General features: G+C 71.3%; 15 protein-coding genes and 1 pseudogene. 8 read left to right on the top strand and 8 right to left on the bottom strand.

All coding sequences use genetic code 11. The features are described 5' to 3' along the window. The first annotated feature begins 52 nt into the window (after nucleotides 1-52). Nucleotides 53-1,798, top strand: coding sequence for a gamma-glutamyltransferase (gene ggt, locus ABZS58_RS09015; RefSeq protein WP_354779695.1), 1,746 nt, complete (start codon nucleotides 53-55; stop codon nucleotides 1,796-1,798). Between the two features lie 37 nt (nucleotides 1,799-1,835). Continuing rightward, complete coding sequence (locus ABZS58_RS09010) at nucleotides 1,836-3,047, top strand: DUF6596 domain-containing protein (RefSeq protein ID WP_354779242.1); 1,212 nt, start codon at nucleotides 1,836-1,838, stop codon at nucleotides 3,045-3,047. Here ABZS58_RS09010 and ABZS58_RS09005 read toward each other — a convergent pair. Together ABZS58_RS09005 and ABZS58_RS09000 are read right to left on the bottom strand one after the other, a co-directional pair. Beyond that, the gene (locus tag ABZS58_RS09005) at nucleotides 3,036-3,680 is read right to left on the bottom strand and encodes a LysE family translocator (RefSeq protein ID WP_354779240.1); all 645 of its coding nucleotides are present in this window, start codon (nucleotides 3,678-3,680) and stop codon (nucleotides 3,036-3,038) included. The two genes, ABZS58_RS09010 and ABZS58_RS09005, sit on opposite strands and share 12 nt — an antisense overlap. A gap of 51 nt (nucleotides 3,681-3,731) precedes the next feature. Next, on the bottom strand, nucleotides 3,732-4,151 hold the full coding sequence (locus ABZS58_RS09000) for a GNAT family N-acetyltransferase (RefSeq protein WP_354779238.1): 420 nt from the start codon (nucleotides 4,149-4,151) through the stop codon (nucleotides 3,732-3,734). 307 nt (nucleotides 4,152-4,458) lie between these two features. Here ABZS58_RS09000 and ABZS58_RS08995 point away from each other — a divergent pair. Next, nucleotides 4,459-6,252: pseudogene (locus ABZS58_RS08995) on the top strand (family 43 glycosylhydrolase); the annotation flags it as partial. Between the two features lie 208 nt (nucleotides 6,253-6,460). Here the strand turns inward: ABZS58_RS08995 and ABZS58_RS08990 are convergent. Both ABZS58_RS08990 and ABZS58_RS08985 read right to left on the bottom strand, forming a co-directional pair. Beyond that, nucleotides 6,461-6,640: a DUF3073 domain-containing protein gene (locus tag ABZS58_RS08990; RefSeq protein ID WP_354779236.1), complete on the bottom strand. Its 180-nt coding sequence runs from the start codon at nucleotides 6,638-6,640 to the stop codon at nucleotides 6,461-6,463. A 151-nt stretch (nucleotides 6,641-6,791) separates the two neighbouring features. Continuing rightward, nucleotides 6,792-7,517, bottom strand: a complete 726-nt coding sequence (locus ABZS58_RS08985) for an SDR family oxidoreductase (RefSeq protein WP_354779234.1) — start codon at nucleotides 7,515-7,517, stop codon at nucleotides 6,792-6,794. A gap of 81 nt (nucleotides 7,518-7,598) precedes the next feature. Here ABZS58_RS08985 and ABZS58_RS08980 point away from each other — a divergent pair, with 81 nt between their 5' ends. The 3 genes from ABZS58_RS08980 to ABZS58_RS08970 all read left to right on the top strand — a co-directional run bounded on the left by ABZS58_RS08980 (nucleotide 7,599) and on the right by ABZS58_RS08970 (nucleotide 11,277). Next, nucleotides 7,599-8,354, top strand: a complete 756-nt coding sequence (locus ABZS58_RS08980) for a TetR/AcrR family transcriptional regulator (protein WP_354779232.1) — start codon at nucleotides 7,599-7,601, stop codon at nucleotides 8,352-8,354. A 119-nt stretch (nucleotides 8,355-8,473) separates the two neighbouring features. Next, entirely contained in the window at nucleotides 8,474-9,415 is a 942-nt protein-coding gene (locus tag ABZS58_RS08975) for an L-threonylcarbamoyladenylate synthase (protein WP_354779693.1), read from the top strand. Nucleotides 9,416-9,576: 161 nt separating this feature from the next. Next, the gene (locus ABZS58_RS08970; protein ID WP_354779230.1) at nucleotides 9,577-11,277 is read left to right on the top strand and encodes a BTAD domain-containing putative transcriptional regulator; all 1,701 of its coding nucleotides are present in this window, start codon (nucleotides 9,577-9,579) and stop codon (nucleotides 11,275-11,277) included. 58 nt (nucleotides 11,278-11,335) lie between these two features. On the opposite strand, the gene ABZS58_RS08965 is transcribed toward ABZS58_RS08970, so the two are convergent. The 3 genes from ABZS58_RS08965 to ABZS58_RS08955 all read right to left on the bottom strand — a co-directional run bounded on the left by ABZS58_RS08965 (nucleotide 11,336) and on the right by ABZS58_RS08955 (nucleotide 14,499). Continuing rightward, nucleotides 11,336-11,623, bottom strand: a complete 288-nt coding sequence (locus tag ABZS58_RS08965; protein WP_354779228.1) for a hypothetical protein — start codon at nucleotides 11,621-11,623, stop codon at nucleotides 11,336-11,338. A 152-nt stretch (nucleotides 11,624-11,775) separates the two neighbouring features. After that, nucleotides 11,776-13,821, bottom strand: a complete 2,046-nt coding sequence (locus tag ABZS58_RS08960; RefSeq protein ID WP_354779226.1) for a glycosyl hydrolase family 28-related protein — start codon at nucleotides 13,819-13,821, stop codon at nucleotides 11,776-11,778. Between the two features lie 267 nt (nucleotides 13,822-14,088). Then, complete coding sequence (locus ABZS58_RS08955) at nucleotides 14,089-14,499, bottom strand: VOC family protein (RefSeq protein ID WP_354779224.1); 411 nt, start codon at nucleotides 14,497-14,499, stop codon at nucleotides 14,089-14,091. 88 nt (nucleotides 14,500-14,587) lie between these two features. Between ABZS58_RS08955 and ABZS58_RS08950 the strand changes: the two genes are divergently transcribed. After that, a complete protein-coding gene (locus ABZS58_RS08950) occupies nucleotides 14,588-14,980 on the top strand; it encodes a hypothetical protein (protein WP_354779222.1) in 393 nt (130 codons plus the stop codon). After that, the gene (locus tag ABZS58_RS08945) at nucleotides 14,977-16,347 is read left to right on the top strand and encodes a hypothetical protein (RefSeq protein ID WP_354779220.1); all 1,371 of its coding nucleotides are present in this window, start codon (nucleotides 14,977-14,979) and stop codon (nucleotides 16,345-16,347) included. Before ABZS58_RS08950 ends, ABZS58_RS08945 begins: the two co-directional genes overlap by 4 nt. On the opposite strand, the gene ABZS58_RS08940 is transcribed toward ABZS58_RS08945, so the two are convergent. Continuing rightward, a complete protein-coding gene (locus tag ABZS58_RS08940; RefSeq protein ID WP_354779218.1) occupies nucleotides 16,244-16,717 on the bottom strand; it encodes a hypothetical protein in 474 nt (157 codons plus the stop codon). The two genes, ABZS58_RS08945 and ABZS58_RS08940, sit on opposite strands and share 104 nt — an antisense overlap. Nucleotides 16,718-16,740: the final 23 nt, after the last annotated feature.

Raw genomic sequence — 16,740 nt, 5'->3', positions numbered from 1 at the left:
CGATCCTCCCGGAGGCATTGTGCGCAGGCTCGTCCCGCTCGTCCTGATACCGATACTGCTCGTGCCGGCCGCGCCCGCCGCTGCCGCTGCCGCTGGAACCAACGGCCCGACCGCGACCGGCTACGGCGGGGCGGTGACCTCGGTCGATCCGACGGCCACCGCGATCGGCCTGGAGGTGCTGCGCCGCGGGGGAAACGCGGTCGACGCGGCCGTCGCGGTCGCGGCGACCCTCGGCGTGACCGAGCCGTTCTCCGCCGGCATCGGCGGCGGCGGGTTCTTCGTGTACTACGACGCCCGCAGCGGCAAGGTGTCCACCCTCGACGGCCGGGAGGCCGCGCCGCGGTCGATGACGTCGACGGCGTTCGTGAACCCGGCGACCGGTCAGCCCTACGCGTTCCAGGAGGCCCGCGTCAGTGGCCTCTCCGCCGGTGTACCGGGCACCCTCGCCACCTGGGACACCGCGCTGCGCCGGTGGGGCTCGCGGTCCCTGGCGACGAACCTGCGCCCGGCCGCCGACGTGGCCCGGCGCGGCTTCACCGTCGACAAGACGTTCGCGACCCAGGTCAGCGACAACGCCGCCGCGTTCTCACAGTTCACGCCCACCGCGGCGCTGTTCCTGCCGGGCGGGCAGCCGCCGGCGGTCGGCAGCACGCTGCGCAACCCCGACCTGGCCGCGACCTATGACCTGGTCGGACGGCGGGGCATCGACGCGTTCTACGGCGGCGAGGTCGGCCGCGACATCGTCCAGACCGTGCAGCACCCGCCGGTCGCGACGAGCCCGGCCCAGCCGTGGCAGTACGAGATCCGCCCCGGCGGCATGACCCTGGCCGACCTGCGCGACTACGACGTCCGCCGCCCCGACCCGACGCACATGAACTACCGCGGCTACGACGTGTACGGCATGGCGACCCCGTCGTCGGGCGGCTCGACCGTCGGCGAGGCCCTCAACATCCTCGAGCGCTCCGACCTGGGCAAACTCGACGGCACGCAGGCGCTGCACCGCTACCTGGAGGCGAGCGCCCTCGCCTTCGCCGACCGCAACCGCTACGTCGGCGACAACACCCCGCGCCGGGTGCTCGACGCGCTGCTGACCAACGGTTTCGCCGCCGAGCGGGCCTGCCTGATCGATCCGGCGAAGGCCGCGCAGAAGCCTGTTCCGCCGGGTGTACCGGACGGCCTCTACGACGGCTGCGCCACCGCGACGGGCGGGGCGAGCACCGACTTCGGCAAGTCGACGACGAACCTGACCGTCGCCGACAAATGGGGCAACGTCGTGGAGTACACGCTCACCATCGAGCAGATCGGCGGCAACGGGATCGTGGTCCCCGGCCGTGGCTTCCTGCTCAACAACGAGCTGACCGACTTCAACTTCACCAACACCCAGGCGCCCGCCGACGACCCGAACCTGCCCGGCCCCGGCAAGCGGCCGCGCAGCTCGATGGCGCCGACGATCGTCCTGCAGCACGGCCGGCCGTTCCTGGCGCTCGGCTCCCCCGGCGGCTCGACGATCATCACCACCGTGCTGCAGATCCTGATCAACCGGATCGACCTCGGCATGACGCTGCCGGAGGCGCTCGCGGCGCCGCGGGCCACGCAGCGCAACACCGCCGCCGTGGTGGCGGAGCCGGCGTTCATCGCCGGGCCGGGCGTCGCGCTGGGCGGGCTCGGGCACACGTTCACCCCGATGGCGGAGATCGGGGCCGCGACCGCGATCGAGTTCCTGCCCCGCGGGAAGCTCCTGGCCTGCGCGGAGCCGGTCCGGCGCGGCACCGGATCGGCCGGCACCGTCCGTCGCTGACGGCTCGTCCACCTGCGGCGTGAGATGGTGACTCCTTGTGAACGTCGAAGAGGAGCTCCGCCGTCTCGCGCCGCAGGTGCTCGGGGTCCTGGTCCGGCGGCACGGGCAGTTCGACGCCTGCGAGGACGCGGTCCAGGAGGCGTTGCTCGCGGCGGCGACGCAGTGGCCCGTCGAGGGCGTGCCGGAGCAGCCGCGCGGGTGGCTGATCACGGTCGCCTCGCGGCGGCTGATGGACCAGTTCCGCAGCGAGGACGCCCGCCGGCGCCGCGAGTTCGCCGTCGCTGTTTCACATGAAACATCCGACAGCACTGACATTCCCGACAAAGACGACACGCTGCTCCTGCTGTTCCTGTGCTGCCATCCGTCCCTTTCGAGCGCGTCACAGCTCGCGCTCACGCTGCGCGCCGTCGGCGGCCTGACCACCGCGCAGATCGCGCACGCGTTCCTGGTCCCGGAGGCCACGCTCGCGCAGCGGATCAGCCGCGCCAAGCAGAAGATCCGGTCCGCCGACGCGCGGTTCAGCATGCCGCCACCCGCCGAGCGCGCCGCCAGGCTCCAGGTCGTCCTGCAGGTGCTGTACCTGATCTTCAACGAGGGGTACACGGCGTCTTCGGGCGAGGACCTGCACCGGCCCGAGCTGACCGCCGAGGCGATCCGCCTGACCCGCGAGGTACACCGCCTGCTGCCCGACGACGGCGAGGTCGCGGGGCTGCTCGCGCTGATGCTGCTCACCGACGCCCGTCGCGCCGCCCGCACCCTGCCGGACGGCACGCTGGTCCCCCTCGCGGCGCAGGACCGGTCGTCGTGGCACCGGACGATGATCGCCGAGGGCGTCGAGCTGATCACCCGGACGCTGCCGAAGGGGCCGCCGGGCGCGTATCAGCTGCAGGCCGCGATCGCCGCGATCCACGACGAGGCCGCATCGGCGGCGGACACCGACTGGCCGCAGATCCTCGCGCTGTATCAGTTGCTGGAGCGGGTCGCGCCGAACCCGATGGTGACGCTCAACCGGGCGGTCGCCCTCGCCATGGTGCAGGGCCCCGAGGCCGGCCTGCGCCTGCTGTCGCCGCTGGACGCCGACGAGCGGCTGGCCCGGCACCACCGGCTCGCGGCCGTCCGCGCCCACCTCCTGGAGATGTCCGGCGACGTTTCGGCGGCGCGTTCGGCGTACGAGGTCGCCGCCCGCCGCACGACCAGCCTCCCCGAGCAGCGATATCTGCTGTCGAAGGCGGCCTCGTTACACGGGTAGCGGTTTCGCCCGGTCGGTGGCCAGCTTCACCGCGATCATCCCGAGGAGCGTGCCCGTCACGTACCGCTGCATCCGAAGCCACATGGGTCGCTCCGCGAGGAAGACGGCGATGCCGCCGGCGGCGAGCACGATGCCCGCGTTGACCAGCAGGCTCACCGCGATCTGCACCCCGCCGAGCAGAAACCCCTGCGTCATCAGGTGCCCGGCGCGCGGGTCGACGAACTGCGGGATCAGCGACGCGTACATGATCGCGGCCTTGGGGTTGAGCAGGTTGGTCATCAGCCCCATCGTCAGCAGCTTCCGCGTCGAGTCCGGTGGCAGCTCCTGTTGCGCGAAGACGGACGTGCCGCCGGGCCGGACCGCCTGCCAGGCGAGGTAGGCGAGGTAGGCAGCGCCGGCGAGCTTCACCGTCGTGTACAGCGCGGGCACGGTCGCGAACACCACCGACAGCCCGGCCGAGGCGAGCGTCAGGTAGATGAGGAACCCCGCGGCGACCCCGGCCAGGGAGATCATGCCGGCCCGCCGCCCCTGGGAGATGCTGCGTGAGACGAGATACATCATGTTCGGCCCGGGCGTGAGCACCATCCCCAACGCCACGAGCGCCACGCCGACCGCCGCGCCCATCGTGATCACGCTCTTGACGTTGCCAGCCGGACGCTTGCGGCGTCGAGGGCCAATCGGCGATCAGAGGCCCTTGACCCAGCGCCGCCAGTCGTCCTGCGGCGCGTATCCGGCGGCGTGCCACGCGTGGTGCGCCAGGGTGTTGTCGTCGAGGATCATCGCGTCGACCCGCCGCCCGCCGAACTGCCGGAACCGTTCCTCGGCCGCCGCGAGCAGCAGTGTGCCGATCCCCTGCCGGCGCCGGTCGGGGTGCACCGCGAACCGGTACAGGTGGCACCGCCACCCGTCGAACCCGGCGATGAGCGACCCGACGATCTCCCCGCCCTGGACCGCCAGTTGCAGCGCCAACGGGTCCCGCCCGATCAGCGCCTCGACGGCGGCCGCGTCGTCACCGCCGCGGTTCGTCCCCTCCGCCGCGACCTTCCAGAACGCCAGCACCGCGCCCACATCGTCAACGGTCCCCGCCCGCACCTCAACGTCCACGCCGCAGACCGTACCGCCGACCCAGGTTCGGGGAAGTTTTGACAGAAAGTGTTGGAGTTTGGTGGCTCAAGTGGTGCGACAACCTTGACCAGGGTGAGGGTTCTGTTCAATATTTACGGAACATGTGGGAACCTCCACCCCTTCCGCGCCCGCCAGCGCGTCACCGTCGGAGCCGCCACCGATGTTCACCGCCGCCAGCCGTCTCGCCGTCCTGACCGTCGCCGCGATCGCGGGCAGTGTGCTCGCGCCCGTCGCGGCCGAAGCCGCCATCCCCGACTACACGACCGCCGAGGCGGGCAACCCGTTCGTCGACGGGTGGTACGCCGACCCCGATGTCGCGGTCTACAACAACACGTTCTGGGTGTATCCGACGACGTCGAAGGGATACTCCGAGCAGACCTACCTCGACGCGTTCTCCTCCACCGACCTGGTCACCTGGACCAGACATCCCAACGTGCTCACCAAGGCCGACGTGTCGTGGGCGAGCTACGCGATGTGGGCGCCGGCGCCGATCCAGCGCAACGGCAAGTACTACCTGTACTTCGGCGCGAACGACATCCAGAACAACTCCGCGCTCGGCGGGATCGGGGTCGCCGTCGCCGACAACCCGGCCGGGCCCTACCGGGACGCGATCGGCAGGCCGCTGATCGGGCAGTTCTACAACGGGGCGCAGCCGATCGACCAGGACGTCTTCATCGACGACGACGGTCAGGCCTACATCTACTACGGCGGCTGGGGCCACGCGAACGTGGCGAAGCTCAACGCCGACATGATCAGCCTCGGGACGTTCGGCGACGGCAGCACGTTCAAGGAGATCACGCCGTCGGGGTACACCGAGGGCTCGCAGATGTTCAAGCGCAACGGCAGGTATTACCTGATGTGGTCCGAGGGCGGCTGGACCGGCCCCGACTACTCGGTGTCCTACGCGATATCGAACTCCCCGCTGGGACCGTTCAACAAGCTGGACAAGGTCCTCGCGCAGGACTCCGCGGTCGCCAAGGGCTCCGGGCACAACTCGGTGATCAACGTGCCGGGCACCGACACCTGGTACATCCTCTACCACCGCCGGCCGTTGAGTGAGACGGACGGCAACCACCGGCAGCTCGCCTACGACCGGATGACGTTCAACGCCGACGGCACCATCCCGCGGATCACGATGCGGGTGAAGGACAACTTCGCCGACAACAACGCGCTGGGCTGGAAGACGTACGGCGGCTCCTTCAGCGCGACGGGCGGCAGATACACGGCCGGGAACAGCCTCGGCGGCAAGGCGCAGCTCGACACGAACTTCGGCGACTTCTCCTACGACGCCGACGTGACGGTGACGAGTGGCGGCGGCGACGCCGGCCTCACGTTCCGGGTGAGCAACGCGGCCAGCGGCACCGACAGCTACAACGGTTACTACGCGGGCATCAGCCCGGCCGGCCGGGTCGTGCTGGGCCGCGCCGCCAACAACTGGACCCAGCTCGGCACCGCGAACCTGACCGTCACCGCGGGCACCAACTACCACCTGCGGGTCACCGCCATCGGGCAGTCGATCAAGGTGTACGTCAACGACATGACCACCCCGAAGATCAGCGTCACGGACGGGACGTTCGCGTCCGGCAGCGACGGGGTGCGGGTGTTCAACGCGGCGGCCACGTTCGACAACGTGGCGATCGGGGCGCCGGTCGGCGCCGGAGTCAACATCGCGCAGGGCAGGCCCGCGACCGGCTCCACCCCGTGCGGGGCGTCGGAAGGGCCGGAGAAGGCGGTCAACGGCAGCGTCAGCGGCGGCAACAGCGACAAGTTCTGCTCGTCGGGCGCCGGCGCGTGGCTGCAGGTCGACCTGGGCAGCACGAAGAGCATCAGCCGGTTCGAGCTGGCGCACGCCCAGGCCGGCGGCGAGGCCGCGAGCATGAACACGAAGGCGTTCACGATCTTGGTCTCCAACGACGGCACGACCTGGTCGCAGGCGGTGAACGTCACCGGCAACACCGCGGCGAACACCACCCACACCGTCAGCGGGGTGTCCGGCCGGTACGTGCGGCTCAACGTCGGCACGCCCACCCAGGGCACCGAGGTCGCCACCCGGATCTATGAGCTGCGGGTGTTCGGCTGATGCGGAAGCTCTGGGCGGTCGCCCTGCTCACCGGCGGCCTCGCCGTGGTCGACCCGGCCCCGGTGCACGCTACCGCCTGCAGATCACGGCCAACCACGGCGCCGCCGAGACGCAGCTCGCGGAGGTGCAGCTCATAGGCTGACGGCCATGGCCCCGTGGCGGCGGAGATCCCAAGGATTTCGCCGCCACCGGGCGCCCGCCGGCCGCTTCAGCGCGGCGTGCGGTCGTCGCGGTCCGGGGTGTAGTCGGAGGAGTCCGCGTCCTCGGGCTCGGGGAGGTGCACGCCGGCGAGCTCGTGCTGGAGGGCGGTGAGGTCGGTCGGCGGGGTGAAGTACTTCAGCTCCCGGGCGATCCGCGTCTGCTTGGCCTTGGCCCGTCCACGTCCCATGTCGGCTCCCCGTTTCCCGTGCGCCCCAGCGGCGGTGGCAGTGCCGCGCCCGGCGTCGTGACAACTTGAATTCATCCTCGTGCCCGACACGGTACATCCCTCGCGCTGGTGTCGTCTGCCGGCGATGAGACAAGAGTCCGACGACACTGTCTCAGGCGGCTCCCCCGTTGACGTAGATCGTCTGACCGTTCACCCAGCGAGCGGGCCCGGCCAGCGAAGACACCACCTCGGCGATGTCCTCCGGGGTGCCGAGCCGCTCCATCGGGTTCGCCTTCGACATCCGCTCGATCGTGGCGTCGTCCTTGCCGTCGAGGAACAGGTCGGTGGCGGTCGGGCCGGGCGCGACGGCGTTGACGGTGACGTCACGGCCGCGCAGCTCCTTGGCGAGGATCGGGCTGATCGCCTCCACGGCGGCCTTGCTCGCGGCATACGCGGCGTAGGTCGGCAGCGACAGCCGCGTGATCGACGTGGAGAAGTTGACGATCGCACCGCCGCGGCGGACCCGGCGGGCGGCCTCCCGGTCGACGATGAACGTGCCACGGATGTTGGTGCGGTGCATGCGGTCCAGCTCGTCGAGGTCGATGTCGGCCAGCGGTCGCAGGGTCATGACGCCGGCCGCGTTGACGACGACGTCGACACCGCCGAAGTGCTGCTCCGTGGCGTCGAAGAGGGCCTTGACGGCCTGCTCGTCGCCGACGTCCGCCCGCATGGCCAGCGCCTGCCCACCCTTGCCGGTGATCTCGGATACGACGGCGTCCGCGGGGGCGGACGAGTGGCCGTAGGCGATGACGACGGCCTGCCCGTCCTGCGCCAGGCGCAGGGCGACGGCCCGCCCGATGCCGCGGGATCCTCCGGTGACGACGGCGACTCTGTTCACGACTTCCTCCAGCATGTTAGCGGCGTTAACAGTTCGACGTTAGCATTAACTCGCTAACGCGCAAGTGTTAGCGTTGTTACCGTGACCACTACCCGCGAGAAGATCGTCGAAGCCGCCGCGGCCCTGTTGGACGAGGGCGGCCGCGAGGCGATCTCCACCCGCGCGGTCAGCGCCGCCGCCGGCGTGCAGGCCCCGACCATCTACCGGATCTTCGGCGACAAGCAGGGCCTGCTGGACGCCGTCGCCAGCCACGGCTTCGTGTCGTACCTCAGCGGCAAAACGGCGATCGGGCACTCCGAGGATCCGGTCGAGGACCTGCGGCGCGGCTGGGACCTGCACGTCGCCTTCGGGCTCGCGCACCCCGCGGTCTACACCCTGATCTACGGCGAGCCCAGGCCCGGCACCGGGTCACCGGCCGCCCGCGCCGCCGCCGAGGTCCTGGCCGGGCAGGTGCGGCGGATCGCGGCCGCCGGCCGGCTGCGGGTCAGCGAGGAGCGCGCCGCGCACCTGATCCACGCCGCGGGCTGCGGCATGACGCTCACCCTCATCGCCCTGCCGCCCGAGCGGCGCGACCCCGCCCTGCCGACGCTGGCCCGCGAGGCGACCATCGCCGCGGTCACCTTCACCGGCCCCGGCTCAGGCTTCGGCCCGGCCTCCAGCGCCGGTTCCAGTCCCAGCTCCAGTCCCAGCTCCAGCGACGGCGCCGGCGCACGCGCACACGCCGGTGACGGTCTCGCCGGCGCGGTCGGAGCGCTGCGGGTGGCACTGCCCGACCTCACGGCACTGACGAGCGCGGAGCGCACCCTCCTCGGAGAGTGGCTGACCCGCCTGGTGTGACCCGTGGTCTCCGGCTGGAAGCAGCACAGTCGCCGACCGCGACGGGGTGGTCCCGCGGCGATGCTCGACGGGGTCCGGCCGCGTGACCCTCTACTGTTGCGGGCGTGAGTGAAGGGGTGGTGGCGGCCGACGCCGCCGGGCTGCGCCGCGCCGCCGAGCTGCTGCGGCAGGAGTCCGTCTGCGCGTTCCCGACCGAGACGGTATACGGGCTGGGCGCGCACGCCTTCTCCGCCAAGGCCATCGCCGAGGTGTACCGGCTGAAGCACCGCCCCTCCTGGAACCCGCTGATCGTGCACGTCGCGTCGGCCGCGGACGCCGAGGCGCTGGCGCACGAGTGGCCGGAGGCGGCGCGCCTGCTCGCCGAGCGGTTCTGGCCGGGCCCGCTCAGCCTCGTCGTGGAGCGGGCGCACCATCTGCCGGCGAGCGGTGGACCGGCGACCGTCGCCGTCCGCGTCCCCGCGCACCCGGTCGCGCTCGCCCTGCTGCGGGAGTGCGGGCTGCCGCTCGCCGCGCCGAGCGCGAACCGGTCCGAGAGCATCTCCCCGACGACCGCCGAGCACGTGATCCGCAGCCTGCCCGACGTGCCGCTGGTCCTCGACGGCGGGCCGTGCCGCTTCGGCATCGAGTCCACGGTCGTCGACGTCACGGTGTCGCCGCCGCGGCTGCTGCGCCCAGGCGCGTTGAGCCTCCGCGCGATCCGCGACGTCGTCGGCGCCCTGCGACTGCCCGGCGCGCTCGACAAAGGAGACGCCCGCTCGCCGGGGCTCGCGCACCGGCACTACGCGCCGCGGGCCCGGCTGCGACTCGTCGACGATCCCGCCACCCTCGCCGAGGGCGCCGACCCCGGCACCGTCGGCATCCTGACCCACCTGCCGGCGGTCGCGGAGGGCGCGCACGTCGAGCTGCTGTCCGCGGATCCACTCGAATACGGCGCCGACCTGTACGCCGCCCTGCACCGCCTCGACGACGCCGGCGTGGCGACGATCCTCGCCCAGCTCCCGCCGGAAGGCGACGACTGGCTCGCGATCCACGACCGCCTCACGCGGGCGTCCGCGTCCTGAGTCCGGTCGGGACGGCGACCCCCCGTCTGAGTCGCCGGCCCGTCCCGACTGCCGAAATGCTGCCGGTTCCCACTGCCGTGCCGCTGCCGGTATGCTGCCGTCCGACTGGCTACGGCACTGACCAGCGCCTTTGCCGGACCACCTCATAAGGAAACGCAGGGATGGACGGGGTCTTCCGCTTCGAGATTCTCGGGCCGGCCCGGGCATGGGCCGGGGAGCGACCGCTCGACCTCGGACCCGCCAAGCAGCGGGCGGTCCTCGGCGTGCTGCTGCTCCAGCCGGGCCGTCCCGTGCCGACCGCCCAGATCATCGACGCGGTCTGGCCGCAGGACCTCCCCGAGAACGCGACGAACGTCCTGCAGAAGTACATCGCCGCGCTGCGCCGCCTGCTGGAGCCGGACCGGTCCCCGCGGACCCCGTCACGGCTGCTGACCCTGGACGACGCCGGCTACCGCCTCGCCATCGATCCCGCCGCCGTCGACGTCACCGTGTTCGAGGCGTATGTCGACACGGCCGCCGCCGCGCACGCCGCCGGGCGTGACGAGGACGCCGCCGACGGCTTCCGCGCCGGGCTGCGGCTGTGGAAGGGCGAGCCGTTCGCCGGGCTGAGCGGGCCGGTGTTCGAGGCGGTGCGGGTGCGCCTCGGCGAGCGGCGCGTGTCGGCGTCCGAGGCGCTCGCGGAGATCCGGCTCGGCCGCGGCGAGCACCGCGACCTGATCGCCGACCTGGCCGCCCTGGTCGAGGAGTTCCCGCTGCACGAGCGGCTGCGCGAGCTGCTGATGCTGTCGCTGTACCGCAGCGGCCGCCCGACCGACGCGTTGCAGACCTTCCGTGAGCTGCGGGCGCTGCTCGACGAGGAGCACGGCATCGAACCCGGCGAGGCCCTGCAGGAGCTGCAGCGCCGGATCCTGCGCTCCGATCCGTCCCTGGTGCTCCCGACGACCTCCTCCGCCGCGGAGCCGGTCTCGGCGGCGTCCTGGGACCCGGTCGGCCCGGCGCCGGCCGCGCAGTCGCCGGTGAGCCCCGCGCCGTTCCTCGTGGACCAGGTCCCGGCGGATCCGGTGCCGCCCCGGTTCCCGGGAATTCCGCCGCTGGTCAAGGCACCGGCGGGCGCGCAGCGGTGGCCCCCCTTCGCCGTCGGGGTCGACCCGTTCTTCGGCCGGGAGTTCAACCGCCAGCCGTGGGTCACCTGGATGGAGACGCTCGTCGGCGTCCTCTTCAGCGGCTGCACGATGACCCTGCTGGCCTGGGTCCCGGTGCTGTACCACGCCACCCGCCGGCGCAGCGCGCCGCTGGCCTTCGCCGCGATCGGCTACTTCGCCGTGGCCGTCGCCTTCTGGGTCGTCATGATCGCGACCGTCGAGGACGACGGGTCCCAGCCCGACTGGGCCAGCGTGGTCAGCGTGTCGGCGCTGTTCCTCGTCTCGCTCGGCGTGCCGGTGCACGTGGTGCTGCTCAACGAGCACCTGCGGCACGTGTGGCGGCGCCGCCGCAACGGCCCGATCGACCGGCGCGAGCGGGCCCGGCAGCTGCTGGTCACCAACCCGGTGTCGAGGTTCGCGTTCGCGATCGGCCGGCCCGACCTCATGCGGACCCACAAGGACGGCGGGCTCGTCGACGTCAACGCGGTGCCCGAGCACGTGCTGTTCGAGGTCCCCGGCCTGCGCCGCGGCCTGGCCCGTCGCATCCTCGCCGACCGGGCCGCCCGCGGGCCGTACACCTCGATGCTGGACCTCGCGGTCCGCTGCGGGATCGGCGCCGACGTCACCGCCGCGTTCAACGACCGCCTGCTGTTCCTGCCGCCGCCGCCCCCGTTCCCGCCGCCGCCGCCGCTGCCGGTCCCGCTGCTCGAGTCGCATTAGCAGCACCTGACCGGCGCCGCGACCGGCGCGGCGGTGCGGGCCGCCTCGGCGACCGCGGTCAGCATCGCGTCGCGGCGTTCGGGGGTGATGAGCTCGCCGCGCACGACGACGGCGTGGATGCGGCGGGTGTTGCGGATGTCGGCGAGCGGGTCCGCGTCGAGGACGACCAGGTCGGCGGTCGGCGGTCGGCATGGCGGGGCGGGCCGCCGGTCGCGTCGATGACGGTGCAGCCGACGATCGCCACGGCACCCTTGGTCGCGGCGGCGGCGGGTGCGCCGACGACGAACCCCGCCCCGAGGGCGGCACCGGTGCCGAGCAGGGCGCGGCGGGAAACGTTGATGTCCATGGCATCGACTCTTCGCCATGGACAGCCTCTGGTCACTGGCGCCAGCGGGCCGGCCAGGGGTGGTGAAAACACCACCTTTTCGGCGCATGGAAAAGGGCGGGCGCCCCGAAGCGCCCGCCCTTCCCTGTCACAGGGGTGCTGCTGTCAGTGCATCACCACGGCTGGGGCGCCGGGGGCACGACGACCGGCGGGCGGTCGTCGCAGGTGATCGTGTTCGGCAGCTCCCACGGGGCGAGCCACGGGCCCGTGGTGCCGCCGCCGTCGTTGCCGCCCAGGTCGACGACCGAGAACTCGGAGCCGGCCGGGGTGAAGTGGAACGTGCCGCAGTTGTTGATGCCGACGGCGCCCACGTTGCGGGCGTCCACGTTCTCGAACGAGGCGGAGCCCGCGGCGCGGGCGCTGAGCACCGAGGTGCCCGTGCCGTCGACCCGGATGTTCTTGAACTTGACGTTGGTGATGGAGTACAGGTCCTTCACCGGCCAGTCGGCGACCAGCATGATCGCGTTGTAGGTGTTGTCGAGGAAGTGGTCCCCGGTCACCTGGATGTCCGCGTCGATGTTCTTCTCCAGCGCGAGGAACCAGATGGCACCGAGGCCGATGTTCCAGTTCAGCTCGTACGTGCCGGCACGGACCGTGGTGTTGTCCGTGACCTTCACGAAGCCGGTGAAGGGCTCGGCGCCGAAGCGGGAGCCGATGTGGATCGCGCTGCCCTCACGGATCGGGTCCGCGACGAGGTTGTTGGACACCGTGGTGTCCTTGCCGCCGTAGATCGCGATGCCGTTGGCGAGGACCGGGGTCTGCACCGTGTTGTGGTCGAACGTGTTGCCGGCGTTCGTGGTCTTCTCGGCCCACATGGCCAGGCCGTCGTCGCCCGAGTTGCGGACGAAGTTGTTCGACGCGCTCGAGTTGGTGACGCCGGTGTGGAAGTTCAGGCCGTCCGCGATCTGGTCGACGATCACGTTGTTGGTGACCTTCGTGTTCGTCATCGGGCCGTCGAACCACAGGCCGACCTTGGTGTGCTGGATGTACAGGCCGTCGATGGTGGAGTTGCTCATCGCGCCGCCGACGCCGTTGACCTGGTCGGTGTCGATGCGCTCGCGCACGTCGCCGATGATCGAGAAGCCGGACAGGTGGACGTTGCTGCTGCCGCCGTCCTGGGCGTACTTGCCGTAGAACCCGACGCCGGTGTGGATCGAGTTGTCCGGGGCGGGCGTGCTGAGCGCGACCTCTTTGCCCTTGATGATGGTGTACCAGTTGCCGGCGCCCTCGATCGTGACGTTGTCGACGACGATGTGGCGGTTGACCTGGTACGTGCCCGGCGGGATGTAGACCTTGAGACCGGTCTTCTTGGCGAACGCGATGGCCTTGTCGATCGCGTCGGCCGAGTCGCGCTTGCCCGTCGGGTCCGCGCCGAACAGCCACACGTTCGCGGCGATGAGGCTGATCTTCGGAAGGCCGACGAGCTCGGAGTCGAGCAGGTCGATGACCGTCCAGGCGGCGCTGTTGCTCGGCGCGGTCAGCCGCACCTTGTCGCCGGCCTTATAGGTCTTGCCGAGCAGCAGGCGCTGCTCGTCGTAGAAGTGGTTCGGCCGGAACGGGGTGGTGATGGTCGGCGCGGGCGTGGTGGCGGCCGGCACGCAGGCGCACTCGGTGATCCACCAGTCGGGGTGCAACAGGCCCGCGTTCGGGTCGTTCGAGAACGGGTACTGGTTGTACAGCCACGAGTATTGCGACGTGAGCGTCATCGTGGTCTTCTTGCCGCCGTTGACCGTCACGTCCAGCGGCGAGGTGATGCCACCGCCGTTGGGCGCGTCGGGAATGCTGTAGCGGACGTTGATCGCGTTGGCGTTCTTCGGCAGCGTGAACTCGACGTACTGACCGGGGGTCAGCTTCACCGCGCTGCGGCCGGAGGCCTCGGCGGGCAGCGTGTAGGCCGTGCGGTCCGGGCCGATGACGGTCCCGTTCGTCTTGGCCTTCTCCGCTTCCTGCTCGACGAAGGCGACGCTCGCACCGCGGCCCACGCTCAGCGCGGGGTCGATGGCGGCGCGGGTCACCGCTGGTGACGCTGCTCCGGCCGCGGCGACCGGTGCGGCGCCGGTGACCACGACGCCGAGACCGACGGCAGCGGCCGTCGCCGCCGCGGCCCACCGCGGCGGTCCGCTGGACCACCGCGCTAAAGGTCCTGTGCTCCGTGACATCGAAGACTCGATTCTCTCGGGAGGAGGGCGGACGCCCGAGACGCTCTACGGCGGGGCGGCGCCATGAGGATGAGGGTGAGGTGACCTTAGGACCCTCGTCCCGCGCTCCACAAGGTCCTGCGAGATATTTACGCAAGCACAGAGTCAGAATTGTCGGCGGCTTGTCGGTTTGTTGCACAAAACTGACGCCATCGTTGCGGCGCCCTTCCCACGCAAAAGCGGCGCGATCTCCATCGAGATCCCGCCGCTTTGTCGGTTTTGCAGGTTTTACGAGGGCTGGCCGATGTTCACCATCCACGGGACGCCGAACCGGTCGACGCAGCTGCCGAACTCGTCGCCCCACATCTGCTTCTCCAGCGGGACGTTGACCCGGCCGCCGGCCGACAGCTTGTCCCAGTACCCGTGCAGCTCCGCACTGTCGTCGCCGCTGAGGCTGACCGTGATGGTGTCGCCGGGGTTGTGCGCCATCTCCGGCGGCGTGTCCGAGCCCATGACGGTGTAGCCGCTCGGGGTCTCCAGCTGGCCGTGCATGATCTGGTCCGCGATCGGCCCGGCGTCTGGGTTGAACTCGCCGAACGTGCTGAGCCGCAGCGTGCCGCCGAACACGCCCTGGTAGAACTCCATCGCCTGGCGGGCGTTGCCGCGGAAGCTGAGATACGGGTTGAGCCGAGAAGCCATCACAATGTCCCTTCGTCGATCCGACCCTATTGCCCGCCAATTCGGCCCGATGGCAAAACGATCAAGGTGCTTCTTTTAGGGTGGGGCGATGCGGTTGCCCACTCCTCGAACAGCCGTGCGGCTCCTCGTCGCCGCGCTCTGCGCGGCGGCACTGCTGCAGGCGATGCGCCCCACCGTCTACTCCACCCGCGTCGGCGTGGACACCGTGCGCGCCGCCGGCGAGCAGAACGTGACCCGGGTGTATCGCGAGAAGCTCGAATACCTGAGCCGCGAGCTGCACCGCCAGGTCCCGGCCGGCACGAGGATCGTGGTCGTGGAGAAGGTCGTCGACCTGCAGCTGCGCCTCGTCGAGTTCGCCTACATGCACGGCGTCTTCGTCGTCGCGCCCGAGGACAAGCCCGATCTCGAGATCTACCTGCAGGAGGACCCGGCCGCGCCGCACGGCGTCCGGCTGCTGACCCGCAAGCCGGTGACCGCATGATCACCACCGTGCTGGCGGTCCTCATCCTCGTCGTCGCCGGCCTGCCGCTCGCCTACGCGCTGACCCGCGCCGTGCCCTTGGCGCTCGTGCTCGCCCCCATCGCCGGCGCCGCCGTCGCCACCGCGGCCGTGCTGCTCATGCTCGCCTTCACCGGGCCGCTCATGGTCTGGTTCGTCCCCGTGTACCTGCTGACCGGCGTCCTCGCGTGGCGGCTGCGCGACCGGCCCAGGCTGCCGTCCAGCGGCTGGCGCGACGCGGCGCTGACCACCCTGCCCCTCGTGCCGCCGATGCTGCGCCTCGGCTCCGAGCCCGTCACCTGGGACACCCACCTCATCTGGTGGCTGCACGCCGGGTACTTCACGCAGGGCGGCGACTTCGCGCGCTCGGCGATCGGCAACCCCGTCCTCACCTTCAGCCACCCCGACTACCCGCCCCTCGCGTCGGCGCCCGTCGCGCTCGCCTGGCAGGTGCTGGACATCCGCGACTTCTACCCGGCCGCGTTCGTCACCGGCTTCCTGACCCTCTCCGCGATCGCCATGCTCGTCCACGCCGTCCGCGTCGCCACCGCCCGCGGTCACGCGCTGCTGTCCTGGCCCGCCGCGATCGCCACCGGGTACGCCGCCTGGACCCCGCTCTGGATCATCCCGACCGCCGGCTTCAGCGACGCCATGTGCGCGTGCGCCTTCGCCGCCGGTGCCGTGCTGCTGTTCTTCGCCCGGCCGTTCGCCGGCCTGCTGCCCCTCGCCCTGTTCCTGGCGTCCTCGGCCGCGCTCATGAAGAACGAGGGCCTCAGCCTCGTGGTCGCGCTCGCCCTCGTCGGCACGGTGAAGCTCCGTCGCCGTGCCGGGCCGCTCTGGATCCCGGTGGGCGTCGCCGCCGTCTGGTCGGTGACCGCCCGGCTCCTCGGCGCCGAGACCGACGTCCTCGCCGGCGGCCGCTTCAACGCCCTCCTGCACGGCGACGCCGACACCCTCGGCCGGCTGCCGACGATCCTCGGCTTCATGGCCGGCCGGGTCGGCTGGATCGTCCTGCTCACCGTCGCCGCCGCCCTGCTCGGCCACCTCTTCCTGCGCCGGGCCCGCGCCGACCTCGACCTCGGCGCCGACGGCTGGCTGTGGGCCGTCACGGCGATCCACACCGCCGGCCTCGTCTTCATCTACCTGATCACGCCGTACGACATCCACTGGCACCTGAGCACGTCGATCGACCGGGTGATGATCGCCATGGCGGTGCTGTCGTGCGCGAGCGCCGCCTGCTGGGGCGTCACCGCGCTGTCCGGACTCTCCGCCCCCACGGCTTATACGTCGACAGCACCGTCGACAGCACCAGCAGCGTCGATGACACACTCGGCGCCACCACCAGGTTGATCTGGTCCCTGCGGGGAAGGGCCTCGCCTTGTTCTCCCGCCTTTTGCAGCCCCGGGTACAGCAGGAACGTCACGAGGAACAGCATCACCGTGACGATGCCGAGCTTCACCGCCACCCACCACCACTTCAGCAGCCCCCACGGCGTCCCGACCGCGTTGACCACCCCGACCACCCACACCAGGTAGGTCAACGGCACGAACAACGCCGTCCCGACGATCCGCATCGCCGGGTAGACCACGTCCTTGCCGGCGCCCCCGCTCAGCCCCGCGATCCCGAACGTCAGCAGCACCAGGTCGGTCCCCAGCCACCCCACCGCCGTGACCACGTGCAGGGTCAGGACCGCCTTCCGCCACCGCGGCGTGAACTTCATAGCTGTGGAGCGTGCCGCATTTC

Origin of the sequence: Dactylosporangium sp. NPDC005555 (assembly GCF_040605635.1) — a bacterium.
Lineage (GTDB): Bacteria > Actinomycetota > Actinomycetes > Mycobacteriales > Micromonosporaceae > Dactylosporangium.
Note: the sequence above shows the minus strand (reverse complement) of the source record. Positions and strands in the feature narration are given on the sequence as shown.